A 13,446-nucleotide genomic window follows, 5' to 3' on the forward strand; every position below is an offset into this window, starting at 1 on the left:
GCTTAGCTGGGCCAGCACGGGTCCGCCTCGCCAGCGCCGGGCCGCCAGGCGTGGCCGCAGCTGAAGCAGGGCCCAAGCGCTTTCCCAGAGACACAGGCGCGGCATCACCACGGCGATGATCTGCCCCTCGGGCGCCAGGCAGGATGCCAGCGGTGCGGCCAGGGCCTGCAGTGCCGAGGGCGACAGGCAGTTCAGGCCGCCGAAGTTGGAGAACACCAGGTCGAACGGGCCGCCCAGTTCCTGCGCGGTCACATGGCCGGACGCCAGGGCCTGCAGGTCCAGCGGCCGCGTCTGCGCAGCGCCACCGAGGCCGGCCCGGGCCAGCTTGTCGCGGGCCACCTGCAGCATTGCATGCGAGACGTCGGTGGCCACCACACGGTGGCCGGCGCGGGCCATGTGCAGGGCGTCTTCGCCGGTGCCGCAGTTCAGTTCGAGCACCGAACATGGGCGACCCGTCTGGCGCAGGCGGTTGTCCAGCACATCCCAGACGGTGCGGCGCTGGGCCGCACCCACCAGGCTGTGGGTGAAGTCGCGGTCGTAGTCCCGCGCGACCGCGTCGAACGCGGCGGTGTTCACGTCGCCACCATCGGTGCAGTGGCTGACTGGCGCTGTTCGCGCCACAGGCCGAGGCGAGCGCGCAGCAGTGCCGGCATGGCACGCAGCAGCGAGGCCAGTTCGCGAAGCCGGCCACCGCGGCGGGATGCGGGCAGTCGCCCACACAGCACCGACCAGCAGCGCATGACCTGGAAGCGCCGCGAGGTGTAGGCATGCAGGTGCCGGTAGAACGCCGGCGAGAAGTTGCCGGGGAACATCAGGTCCAGGTCGTTGCTGTGCAGCCAGTGCGTCTTCTTGCCCATCTGCGCCTTCACGCGTTCGTGGAACACGGTGCCGGGCAGCGGATAGGACACCGAGATGCCGATCTGGTCGGGCTGCAGTTCGTCCACCATCCGGTGCGTGAGCCGGATGTCCTCGGCCGTCTCGCCCAGGTAGCCGAACTGCAGGAACAGCGCCGGCTTCACGCCGTGCTGCTTCAGCGCCTGCACCGCGCCGTCGATCTGCGCCCGCGTGATGCCCTTGTCCATCGCGTCCAGGATGCGCTGCGAACCGCTTTCGGCGCCGATCCAGGCCGTCTCCAGGCCCGAAGAGGCCATGGCCTGCAGATCGTCGGCGTCGCGCAGCAGCAGGTCGGCCCGGGTCTGGATGGTGTAGCGCAGCTTCAGGCCGCGCGCCTGCACCAGTGCGGCGAAGCGCTGCACCCAGCCGGGCTTCAGCCCGAACAGGTCGTCGGTGACCCAGAAGTGCTGGGCGCCATGTTGCTGCACCAGCAGGGCCAGCTCGTCCACGACCTGCTCGGGCGAGCGCACGGTGTAGCGCTTGCCGTGCAGCGGCTTGGCGCACCAGTTGCACGCATACGGGCAGCCGCGCGTGGTGGCGATGTTCAACGAAAAGTGGCCGTGCCGGCGCTGCCAGACCTCGCGGTAAGGCGCCAGGTCCACCAGGTCCCAGGCGGGCGGGGGCAGTTGGTCCAGGTCGGTGATGGGCGCGCGTTGCGCGGACCTCACCAGGCGATCCTCCACCAGGTGAACCAGACCTGGAATCTCGGTCCAGGGCTGCTCGTCTCGCCAGGCTTGCAACACCTCGGCCAACGTGGCCTCGCTTTCGCCCCGTACCACTGCCGTGGCGCCAGCGCGCAGGTAAGGCTCGGGGAAATCCGTCGCGTCCGAACTGCAGACCAGGATGCGTGCGCCGAAGGCACGGGCCAGCCGGACCATCTGCAAGGCCGCATCCCGCATGCGGTCCAGGCACATCTTGGTCAGATAGTTGAAACCGTCTTCCTGCAGAACCACGAAGGCCGGCCGCTGTCGCTCCAACTGGCGCAGGAAAGCCAGCTCGCTTTCCGCCAGGCCTGCGTCGAACACCTGCGTCTGGAAACCCAGGCTGCGGACCAGGCCGGCGGCGTACAGGGTCCCGAGCGGCGGATAGGGCTTGCCGGCCTGCCACTGCTTGGGGTCGAGGCGGTAGTGGTAGGCAGAAGCCACCAGCACCGTGTCTTCTGCAGCACCGCGCGAAATCGTTGCTCCGGTCAGACCCTCCAGTCGGTCCAGGTTCGACTGGTATCGCTCGAGGATGCGGTACTTCCACTCTGAGTTGTGAAGCTTGGCGACATCGCGGTCCAACTGCAGGCTGCGTCGCGCCGTCAGGGACCGCAAATGCGGAATGGTGCGGCGGTGCCGGGTGTGAATCAGCTTCCAGGCACACCAGTCCAGCCAACTGCCAAATGGCCCCGCCAGGGCTGCCTCGCACAGCCCGCGCATTCGGTCCGGTACGGGCTCGGAAAATTCCGAGAGAGGCGGCCGATTCGGCAGGTACCCGTCCACCCAGGCATTGAGTTGCCGCATCTGCATCAGCTGGTCCCGGCCGGCGACTGGCAGCAAGGTGGCCAATTCCATCGCGGTAAAGGCATCCCGCTGCTCCAGCGCCAGCTTGTGGCTGGCAAGTACGTAGTTCGAGCACAGCATGTGTGGATTCGGCAAATTGTCGCGGTAGAGGCGCAACATCACGTAGACCAGCCACAGCCGGCGTCGGCGCGTGATGATCAGGAAGTCGAAGTCGCCATCCTCTGCTTGCGAGCGCTTGGACAAGGAGCCGGAAATCGCCACGCCATCCACGAAGGGCAAGCGCATCAGGCCATGGCCGACCTGCAGCGCCTGCGGCATCTGGGCATCGGCACGATCACGCTTGGCGATCCAGCGTTCGATCGGATCCTCCATCTCTGCAATCCAGAACAAGTCGTCACGGCCGGCCACCAGGCCAGCGGTTTGCAATCGCTGCAGGGCGGTTTTCACTTCTCGGAGCGATACGCCCGGCGCGTCCAGGAATTGCCAGACCTCGTCGGCCGACAGGGGGCAGTCGAACACCTGCCGGTACGCCAGCGCCCTCAATACCGCTTGTTGGGCCACATCCAGTGCCGGCATCTGAGCCGTCACGGGTTCAGTTGCTTTCAGCATAGAAGCCCTCCACTTCAGGACGCGTATAGCGGCGCAGGCGCTGCAGCACCTTCAACTCCAGCGGCCGCCGATAGATGCCGCTCCAATAGCGCGGCAGCGAGGCCGCCTGCATCATTCGCCGCCCCCAGTCGCCGAGGCTGAAATCCGTGCGCGTCGGGTAGCGCGCATTCATCACCGTCTCGAAGTCGTGGATGTGCCGCACCATCGCCGGCGTGAGCCATGGTGTCAGCGGATTGCGGTGCAGGTCGAAGGATTCCCACGCCGGGCTGACCCAGTCTTCCAGCGTGTTCGGGAAGCGGAACCCCGCGGCCTGGCTGCGCTGCTGCAGCGCAGTGCCCTCGGTGGGTACCGGGCTGTAGATGTAGAGAATGACTTCGGTCGCCGGGCTCTGCTGCTTCAGCTGCCGGATGAAGCCGATGTCGCGGTGGATCTGCGCCCAGACTTCGGCTTCGGTGGGCCTGGGAAAGCCCAGCACGAACGAATACTCGGGGGTGATGCCGAAGGACAGCAGGCGTGCGGCGAAGCGCAGGATCTGCGCGCCGGACTGGCGGCCGCCCTTGTCCACCATGGCCAGCACTTCGTCGTCGCCACTCTCGGCGCCGAAGAAGATCATGCGGCAGCCGGCCTCGCGCATCAGTGCCAGGGTCTGGTCGCTGAAATGGTCCAAGGTGTCGATGCGGCCCTCGCCCCACCAGGCCACGCCTTGCCCGCGCAAACGTTCGGCAAAGGCCCTCACCCGTTTTTCTGAAACGAAGAAGTTGTTGTCGGTGAATTCGATCGCGTCCACGCCGTGCGCGTCGCGCATCTGCAGCACGTCCTGGGCCACCAGCTCGGCCGAGCGCGCCACCCAGCGCCCCTGGTAGAGCGGCACCACGGCGCAGAAGGCGCACATGAACGGACAGCCCATGCTGGTGTGCATCGCGTGGGTGCGGCGGCCGAGGAAGGTGCGGGGCAGGTAGCGCCGGATCGGGTGGCGCCGCGCCAGCAGGTCCAGCGGCAAGGCGGGCTGAAGGTCCAGGTCCGGCAGTGGTGCCTTGCCGGTGCGCACCACTTCGCCATTGCGCAGGAAGATCAGCCCGGGGATCAGTTCAGGCGAGCGGCCTTCGCACAGTGCCGCCAGCAAGGCGGGCAGCGAGCCTTCGCCGGCCGACTGCACGACATAGTCCACGCAGCCCGACTGCAGCACGGCCTGCGGATGGTTGGAGGGAAAGTAGCCGCCCCAGATCGTGACCAGCCGCGGAAAGTTCGCGCGAACCTGGCGCGTGACCGGCACCGCCTGGCGCAGTTGTGGCCCGGGCATCACCGTGCAGCCGAAGAAGCCGAACCTGCCGGAGGCCAGCAGCGGCTCGATCACGGCCCAGGGGTCGGCCTCCAGGTTGCCGTCGACCAATTCGATGTCGCAGCTGTCGCCCAGCGCTGCTGCGATGTGCAGCAGGCTGTTGGGCACGCGGCCGGTGCGCGTGGCCCACGGGTTGAACAGCAGGATGCCGGGCTTCGGCCGTCGAGCTGGACCGGCAGTGGCGCCCGCCTCGCCGACGGCCACCGACGAACCTCGGCGGCTCACCGGAAAGCGCACAGGCACGGCCGCTGGCTCGCGCGAAACATTCATCGTTGCCCATCCTCTCTTCTGGCTGCTGTGCGGTGAGTACCGCAAGGCGCCGTCAGGGTTGAATGGGCTTTGAAATTTCCTTGTTTCTACTTGCTACGAGCTTCGCCGGGCCTGCGCGCCACGGGTCAATTGATTGCCGGGTAGCTGCCCGTGCCCTCCGGCCAGGGCGTCAGCACTTCGAAGCCCTCGGGCGTCACGGCCACCATGTGCTCCCACTGGGCCGACAGTGAATGGTCCTTGGTCACGACGGTCCAGCCGTCCGACAGCTCACGGGTGCCCGCCTGGCCGGCGTTGATCATCGGCTCGATGGTGAACACCATGCCGGCTTCCAGCCGCAGGCCCTGGCCGGGCTTGCCGTAGTGCAGCACCTGTGGTTCGTCGTGGTAGACCTTGCCGATGCCGTGGCCGCAGTATTCGCGCACGACGCTGAAGCCGTCGCGCTGGGCCACCGTCTGGATCGCGTGGCCCACGTCGCCCAGCGTCGCGCCGGGCCGCACCTGGCGGATGCCGGCCAGCATCGCTTCGTAGGTCGTGTTGACCAGCCGCCTGGCCATCGGCCCCGGCTCGCCGACGAAATACATGCGGCTGGTGTCGCCGTGCCAGCCGTCCTTGATCACCGCCACGTCGATGTTGACGATGTCGCCCTTCTTCAGGATCTTCTGGCTGGACGGAATGCCGTGGCAGACGACCTGGTTGACCGAGGTGCAGACCGTCTTCGGATAGCCGTGGTAGCCCACGTTCGCAGGAATGGCCTTCTGCACCTTGACAATGTGGTCGTGGCACAGCCGGTCCAGCTGCTCGGTGCTGACGCCCGGCTTCACGTGCGGCGCGATCATCTGCAGCACCTCGGCCGCCAGCGCGCCTGCTGCGCGCGCCATCGCGATCTCTTCTGGCGACTTGATCAGTTGCGCCGGTTTCTTCACGGCGCTCATTGGTGCACCCTGCGGCCTGCGGCCGGTCCCACCAGGCGGGAATGAGCCCCTTCGGGCGGCCGGGCGGCGCTCATGCCGCCACCCGTGCCGCTTTCGCAGCTCGCTTCTTCGCAGCGCTCACCTCGGGCAGCGCAAAAGCAAAACCGCCATCGCCACGTTGGCTGGCCTGCAGCATCAACTGGCAGATCTCGCCATGGCTCAGCGCCGGGTTCAGCTCGGCCAGCATGCCGACCCGCATCCAATGCTCGGCCTGGGCATTGATGGACCGGCTCAGCGCCTCGCTGGCCGCCCGCAGGTTGTCATGCATCTGGTCTGAAATCTTCACAATGCCCATGATGGTGTGCGCTATACGTTTCATACACAAAACATATATTACCTCAGCGCGTCGAATCCCGGCAGAATCCCGTCGCCATGAATGCGTCGCGTGCCGAACCGGCCCAAGGCTTCTTGTTGTCCCCCGCGGTGGGCGGGCTGGGTGCAGACCCGCGCTGGGAGCACTCGGAAGCGGGGCCAACAAGCTTCGGGATCTCAACCATCACTGTCGCGAGCACCGTGCTGTGGCAGGACGCTCGCCTGGTCTGCGACCAGGCCCTGGGGCGCGGATGCGCCTTCGTCGCGATCCTGCACGAGGCCGGCGATTTCGCCGACGAACATGTGCTTGCCGACGCGGATCGGCAGCGCGCCATGCGCTATCGGCAAGCCGGGGATCGCAAGAACTTCGTTCTGGGTCGAACAATGGTTCACCATCTCGTTCGACCCAGGGGCGCTTTGGTGCCCTGCGCTTTTTCATTCGGCGTTCACGGCAAACCTTTCCTGCCCGGGTTGCCCGCCTTCAATCTCTCCCACTCGGCCGAATGGGTGGCCTGCGCAGTCAGTCCGGGCGAGTCCGTCGGCATCGACGTCGAAGCTTTCCTGCGCCTCGGGGACCATCGGGACCTGCTGGCCGGGACCACCCATCCGGCCGAACGCCTGGCCATCGCCCGGGCCGAGCCGGATGAGCAGCCGGCGCTTTTCAAGCGCTGCTGGACTCGCAAGGAGGCGGTGCTGAAGGCGACCGGCAAGGGCCTGAGCGACGACCTGTGCGCGATCGACGTGGGGCTCGCGGAGCGGCAACCGCTTGTCGGCGATCCGGCCTCGCTGCGCTTGGTCGACCTGCTGGTGGGCGATGACCGGGTGACCGCCTGCCTGGCACTGGAAAAGTGGGTGCCTGGCGTCGTCGTCATGCATGTGTCGCGATAAGCGGTCATCCTGTTGCGGTTGGGTCCCGGATGCTGGTCGATCCTGGCAATCCCTAAATTCACCACGCAAGCTGTAATAACTGGCGCTGCATTGCATCAATTCGTAACTTTCGAATCGCATCGTGTGTGCTGTATTCGCAAGGGCGAAACACATTAAAGTGAGTCGATCAGGCGTTGCTGTGGTGTAAGAAGGCTGTTTGCTTGTTACCGACGCGAAGCTGTCGCCTGGCTGTCAGGTTGGGCCCCATCAGGGTTTGACCCAGCATTTTTGTGGTGAAAATTGAGACAGGGGTCGGTTCTCAAAAGGAGCCGATTTTCTCTTTTGCAGAAGGTGATTCATGTCCGGCATTCCGTCAGAAGCAATCTATCAAGTGGTTGTGAACGGTGACGGTCAATATTCGATCTGGCCATTCGAAAAGGCCAAGCCGGAAGCTCGGGGGTGTGCGGCTGTGCAGGGGCCGCGCGATGCCTGCGTTGAATTCATTCGCAAAACCTGCTTCGATATGCACCCGCGTCCAGTCAGTTCGCTGATTGAAGGCGCGACTTCGAAAGTGCGGAGCTGAGGCGCTCGCCGCCAGCACGGTGTCTCCACGCATCAGCATGCGCGCATGAGAACCGTATTTCTCTTCTCAGGGCAAGGCTCCCAGCATTTTCAAATGGGCCGGGAGCTCTTTGAGCGCCATGCCGGTTTTCGCGCCACGCTGGAACGCGCCGACCGCTTGGCGCGTGCGCATTGCGGCGAGTCGCCACTGGCGGCGTTGTTGGACGAGCGCCATGCCAGAGAGGCGCCGTTCGAGCGGCTCCTGCACACCCATCCGGCCATCTTCATGGTCGAGTACGCGTTGGCAAAGGCGCTGATGGCCGCCGGCGTGCAGCCGGACCTCGTGCTGGGCGCCAGCCTGGGCACCTTCGCCGCCGCAGCCGTGGCCGGCCATGTCGACCCCGACGCCGCGCTGCTCGCGGTGATCGACCAGGCGATGGCCGTGGAGGCGCATTGCGAGCCTGGCGCCATGGTGGCCGTCATGGGCGAACCGGCGGCATGCCTGACGCCGGAACTGTTCTCGATCTGCGAGCTTGGCGCCCGCAACTTCGCGACGCACTCGGTGATCTCGTTGCCGGCTGCCAACCTGGCGGCAGTCGAGCGCCAGCTTCGCCAGCACGGCGTGGTGTTTCAGCGGCTCCCCGTCCGCTATGCCTTTCATTCGCGCTGGATCGAGGCTGCCCGGCTGCCTTGCCAGCAGGCCTTGAGCGGGCTCCAGATTCGCCAAGGCAATGTCCCCGTCGTTTGTTGCGCCACCGGTGATTTCCTGCGCGCCTTGCCCGCAAATCATTTCTGGTCGGCGGTGCGCCTGCCCATCCAGTTTCACAAGACCCTGCACCAAATTGAATCCCAGGGCTGCCATCGTTATATCGATATCGGGCCGGGCGGGACGCTGGCGACATTCCTGAAGTACGGATTGCCAACTGGGTCGAAGTCCGCTGTCCATCACGTGATGGCGCCATTCGGCAGCGACTTGGGGCGATTCATGGGATTGGCCGCGACCGGACGAACTCCCAACATCACCGGCTCCGCGGCGAGGCGCCATCCGGACAACCCCACACCAGACGAACCCATCATGGACGCACCCCAGTTGAAGGCAGTCATCTTCCCCGGTCAGGGCTCTCAGTTCAGGGGAATGGGCAAGGCGCTGTTTCCCCTTTTCCCGGAAATCGTTGCCAGCGCGTCCGAGATTCTCGGCTATTCGCTCGACGAGCTGTGCCTGAATGACCCGCAGGGGAAATTGTCGCAAACCCAATTCACCCAGCCGGCGATCTTTGTCGTCAACGCACTGCATTACCACCGGCAACAACAGCTGCAGCCCGACCTTCGGCCTGATTTCTTCGCCGGTCACAGCCTCGGTGAATACAACGCCTTGCTCGCGGCCGGCGTGTTCCCGTTCGAGACCGGGCTGCGCCTGGTCAAGCGGCGCGGCGAACTGATGGCCGCCGCCAAGCAAGGCGGGATGGCCGCGGTGATCGGGGTTCCGGCCAATGAACTCAGGGCGCTGCTCGACAGGCACGGCCTCGAACAGGTTGACATCGCGAACTTCAACTCGCCAACGCAGACGGTGATCGCGGGCGAGAAAGGCGCGATCGCCCAGGCTGCGGAATTGTTCAAGCGGCAGGACCTGCGTTGCGTGACCTTGGATGTCGGCGCCGCATTCCACTCCCGCCTGATGCACCCCGCCCGGGCCGAGTTCGCCGGATTCCTGCAGCAGTTTTCGTTCACCGCGCCACATGTCCCGGTGATTGCCAATGCCACGGCGCGACCCTACGACCCCGGCCGCATCGCACAGACCCTGGCCGACCAGATCGCAGCGCCGGTGCAATGGGTCGATTCGGTGCGCTACCTGATGGGAAGAGGCGACATCCTGTTCCAGGAGATCGGTGCGAACGTGCTGACGAAGATGGTGCTGGACATCAGGGCCAAGGAGACGCCTATCCTCGATGCGCGCCCGAGCGCCCAGCCGGTTCGCGAATCGAAGCCTGAAGCCGCTGCAGTTCGTGAACCGCAACCGTCCATCGCGCGCAGCCCGCAACGCCGGGTCGAAGCCACATCGCTCGGCAGCGAGGTGTTCCGCCGCCGCTTCGGCCTGAAGTTCGCCTACATGGCCGGGGCGATGTACCGCGGCGTGGCCTCTGCCGAGTTGGTGATCCGCATGGGCAAGGCGGGCTTTCTGAGCTTCTTCGGCGCCGGCGGACTCTCGCTCGCCAAGATCGATGCGAACATCGTTCGCATCCAGGCCGAGCTGAAGCAGGGCCAGCCCTATGGCATGAACCTGCTGGCCAACTACGAATATCCAGCGCAGGAAGAGGCGGTGGTCGACCTTTACCTGAAGCACGGCATCCGCACCGTCGAGGCCGCTGCCTTCATGCAGATGACGCCAGCGCTGGTCCGGTTCCGGCTGCTGGGGCTTCGCACCAATGCACGCGGAGAGACGGTGTGCGACCACCGCATCGTCGCGAAGATCTCGCGCCCGGAAGTGGCGAGGGCGTTCATGATGCCGCCGCCAGCGGCCATCGTGGAGAAGCTGCTCGCGCAAGGCCTGGTCACGCCGCAGCAGGCCAGGTTGGCGCAAGGCGTGCCGGTCAGCCACGACATCTGCGTCGAAGCCGATTCCGGTGGCCATACCGATGGCGGCATTGCCGCCGTGATGCTGCCGCCGCTGCTGCGCCTGCGAGACGAGCTGCAGCGCACGCATGCCTATGCCGAGCCGATCTGCATGGGCCTGGCCGGTGGCATCGGCGGCCCCGAGGCCGCGGCCGCTGCGTTCCTGCTCGGCGCGGACTTCATCATGACCGGTTCGATCAACCAGTGCACCGTCGAAGCCGGGATGAGCGACGAGGGCAAGGCCATGCTGCAGGAGATCGACATCCAGGACACCGAATACGCGCCGGCCGGGGACATGTTCGAGATCGGCGCGCAGGTCCAGGTCATGAAGAAGTCGGTGTTCTTCCCGGCCCGCGCGAACAAGCTGCTTTCGCTCTACCGGCACTACAACAGCCTGGACGAAATCCCCGAGCGCACCCGTCGCCAGCTGGAGACCACCTTCTTCAAGAAGAGCTTCGACGAGATCTGGCACGAGACGGCGAACTATTTCAGGTCTGCTGGTCAGGCGCACGAGATCGCCAAGGCCGAAGCCAATCCGAAACACAGGATGGCGCTGGTGTTCCGCTGGTACTTCGCCTACTGCACCCGCATTGCGATGGCCGGCGCGCCCGACGACCGCGTGAACTACCAGATCCAGACCGGTCCGGCATTGGGGTCCTTCAATCAGTGGGTGAAGGGAACCGAACTCGAGCCATGGCGCCAGCGCCATGTGGATGCCATTGCGCTCAAGGTCATGGAGGGTGCTGCGGCGCACCTGGCGGGCTTTCTGACCCGCTTCATCGATCACACACCGCTTGAGGCCGAAGCGCCTCAGACACAAACCACGGAATGCCCTGTCGAAGTTTGACAGCCGTCAGCACCGGCTGACCAGGCACTTGAAAGAGACAGATCGCAGGGACTTGGATGAACACGGTTGATCAGCAGTTTGGGGACTTCGAAGACCACTCGAAGCCCTTGGGGCAGGCGCGTGGGGCAGACGACGGTCGTGTCGGCGACATCGCCATCATCGGCATGGCCTGCCGGTTTCCTGGCGCTGAAAACTACGCGCAGTTCTGGGAGAACCTTCGCCAGGGTCTGTCCAGTGTCAGCGAGATTCCGGCGGGCCGATGGGACCGGGACGCCTTCTATTCGGCCGACGCGCAGGAGAAGAACAAGTCCATCAGCAAATGGGGCGGCTTCATCGAAGGCGTAGAAAGTTTCGATGCCGATTTCTTCGGCGTCTCGACGCGCGAAGCGGCGGTGATGGACCCGCAGCAGCGCCTCATGCTGGAGCAAGCCTGGACTTGCATCGAGGATGCCGGTTATGACCCGCTGCAGTTCAGCGGCAGCCGCACCGGCGTGTACGTCGGCGTCTTCAATTACGACTACGAAGACCACCTGCGGCATGCGCTCGATGTGATCGAGGGCCATGTCTCCACCGGCACCCACGCTGCGCTCATTCCGAACCGCATCTCGCATTTCCTGAACCTGCACGGCGTCAGCATGCCGGTGGACACCGCATGCTCCAGCTCGCTGGTGGCGCTGCACAAGGCGGCGCATGCGATCCGCCGCGGTGAATGTGATCAGGCCCTGGTGGGTGGCGTCAGCGTGCTCTGCAGCCCGACGCATTTCATCTCGTTTTCCAAGACCGGCATGCTCTCGCCGGACGGCAGCTGCAAGAGCTTCGACGAGCGCGCCAACGGCTATGTGCGTGGCGAGGGTGCCGCCATGCTGCTGGTCAAGCCGCTGGCCCAGGCCATTCGCGACGGCGACCGCATTGCCGCCGTGCTGCGCGGCAGCGCGGTGAACCACGGTGGCCATGCGCGCACGGTGACCTATCCCGGCTCGCTCGCGCAATCCAGGGTGATCGGCGAGGCCCTGCACGAAGCGGGTGTGCCGGTTGGCACCATCGCTTATGTCGAAGCACACGGCACCGGCACGCCCAAGGGCGACCCGATCGAGGTCGAAGGGCTGAAGCTGGCTTTCGCCCGCGTGGCGGCGGAGCGCGGCGAGGCCCTGCGCGACCACAGCTGCGGCATCGGCAGCGTCAAGGCCAACATCGGCCACCTCGAATCGGTGGCCGGGCTCGCGGGCCTGATCAAGACCATCCTGTGCATGCGGCACCAGGCGCTGCCGCCGCTGGTGCACTTCCAGAAGCTCAACCCGCGCATTGCGCTGGACGGCAGCCCGTTCTTCATTGTCGACACCGCGCGCCCGTGGCCGGCATTGGTCGACGAACAAGGTCACACCCTTCCGCGCCGGGCCGGCATCAGCTCCTTCGGCTTTGGCGGGGTCAACTCCCATGTCGTGGTCGAAGAGTATCTGGCGCCCGCGGAGGTCAAGCCTGCACCGGCCCAGCCTGCCCTGATCGTGCTGTCTGCCAGGACGACAGCCGTGCTGCAGGACAGCGTGCGCCAGTTGCTGGCCGCCATCGCGTTGCCGGAGACGCGGCGTGCCGGCATCGCGGACCTGGCCTACACGCTGCAAGTCGGGCGGCGGGCGATGGCCGCGCGGCTTGCGCTGGTGGTCGAATCCTTCGATGCACTGCAAAGCGGGCTCGAAGGCTGGCTGGCGCAAGGTGCCGGATTCCCCGGCGTTTTCAGCGGCGAAACCTCGTCGATGGACGGACACGCCAGCGCGCTGACCGCCGAAGGCGACTTGCGGGCCGCCGCGAAGCAATGGGTCGAAGGGGCCGAGTTCGATTGGACAGGCCTGCACAGCGGCGGCGCTCGTCGCCGGTTGGCACTGCCGACCTATCCGTTCGTCAGGCAGCGGCATTGGGTGGACGCCAGGCCCCTGCCGACAACGGCTGTGCACGCGACCCTTCATCCGCTGGTGCATCGCAACACCTCGAACCTGCACGGCCTGCGTTTCAGCAGCCGTTTCACTGGCAGGGAGTTCTTCCTCGCCGACCACGTCGTGCAGGGCCAGCCCACCTTGCCGGGTGCCGCGCAGCTGGAAATGGCGCGCTTCGCAGCCCATCAGGCATTCAGCGGCCAAGCTCGTCTGCGCCTCCAGGACATTGTGTGGTTGCGGCCCGCGGTGGTGGCCGAAGCCAAGGACCTGCACCTCGCGCTGTTTCCCGAGCGCGGGGGAGGATTCAGCTTCGAGCTCTATGACGGCGATGGCACCGGTGTCGACGAAGCCACCGTGTACAGCCAGGGCGCGGTCATGGTCCTCGGGAACGAGGCGGCGGTGGTGCATGACCTTGCTGCGTTGCGCGCGCAATGCAAGCAATCGCATGTGGACGCTGCGACCTGCTACGTGGCGTTCAGCCGGATGGGCCTGGACTACGGACCTGGCCACCGTGGGCTGAGCGAGCTGTTCATCGGCCAGGGCCTGGCGCTGGCGCGCATCACACTGCCGGACTCGGTGAGGACTGGGCGCGAGGCCCAGGTGCTCCATCCGAGCGTGTTCGACGCGGCGCTGCAGGCGGCGGTGGCCTTCCACGCCGACGGCGCGGGTGGGCTGGACAAGGCCACGCCGATGCTGCCCTTCGCCTTGGGTGCGTTGGACGTGCTGGGCGCCT

At 65.9% G+C, this 13,446-nt stretch carries 9 protein-coding genes; 4 read left to right on the forward strand and 5 right to left on the reverse strand.

All coding sequences use genetic code 11. The features are described from left to right. The 5 genes from FKP22_RS07900 to FKP22_RS07920 all read right to left on the reverse strand — a co-directional run. Positions 1-576, reverse strand: a 576-nt coding sequence (locus tag FKP22_RS07900) for a class I SAM-dependent methyltransferase (protein WP_170200804.1), incomplete at its 3' end; no start/stop codon positions are given. Next, positions 573-2,987, reverse strand: a complete 2,415-nt coding sequence (locus FKP22_RS07905; protein ID WP_211361336.1) for a B12-binding domain-containing radical SAM protein — start codon at positions 2,985-2,987, stop codon at positions 573-575. The genes FKP22_RS07900 and FKP22_RS07905, both read right to left, overlap by 4 nt. Positions 2,988-2,991: 4 nt before the next feature. Beyond that, entirely contained in the window at positions 2,992-4,617 is a 1,626-nt protein-coding gene (locus FKP22_RS07910; protein WP_141286799.1) for a B12-binding domain-containing radical SAM protein, read from the reverse strand. Between the two features lie 125 nt (positions 4,618-4,742). Beyond that, complete coding sequence (gene map / locus FKP22_RS07915; protein WP_141286800.1) at positions 4,743-5,549, reverse strand: type I methionyl aminopeptidase; 807 nt, start codon at positions 5,547-5,549, stop codon at positions 4,743-4,745. Between the two features lie 70 nt (positions 5,550-5,619). Continuing rightward, positions 5,620-5,883, reverse strand: a complete 264-nt coding sequence (locus tag FKP22_RS07920) for a ParD-like family protein (protein ID WP_141286801.1) — start codon at positions 5,881-5,883, stop codon at positions 5,620-5,622. A 77-nt stretch (positions 5,884-5,960) separates the two neighbouring features. Here FKP22_RS07920 and FKP22_RS07925 point away from each other — a divergent pair, with 77 nt between their 5' ends. The 4 genes from FKP22_RS07925 to FKP22_RS07940 all read left to right on the forward strand — a co-directional run. Next, positions 5,961-6,788 (forward strand): 4'-phosphopantetheinyl transferase family protein, encoded by an 828-nt coding sequence (locus FKP22_RS07925; protein ID WP_141286802.1) that lies wholly within the window; start codon positions 5,961-5,963, stop codon positions 6,786-6,788. 337 nt (positions 6,789-7,125) lie between these two features. Continuing rightward, entirely contained in the window at positions 7,126-7,350 is a 225-nt protein-coding gene (locus tag FKP22_RS07930; protein ID WP_141286803.1) for an MbtH family NRPS accessory protein, read from the forward strand. A 45-nt stretch (positions 7,351-7,395) separates the two neighbouring features. Further along, positions 7,396-10,785 carry an ACP S-malonyltransferase gene (gene fabD, locus FKP22_RS07935; protein WP_141286804.1) on the forward strand — a complete coding sequence of 1,130 codons (3,390 nt, stop codon included), beginning with the start codon at positions 7,396-7,398 and terminating at the stop codon, positions 10,783-10,785. 56 nt (positions 10,786-10,841) lie between these two features. Continuing rightward, a partial coding sequence (locus FKP22_RS07940; RefSeq protein WP_141286805.1) for a type I polyketide synthase occupies positions 10,842-13,446 on the forward strand: 2,605 nt, incomplete at its 3' end.

The organism is Ideonella azotifigens, assembly GCF_006519715.1.
GTDB lineage: Bacteria > Pseudomonadota > Gammaproteobacteria > Burkholderiales > Burkholderiaceae_C > Ideonella > Ideonella azotifigens.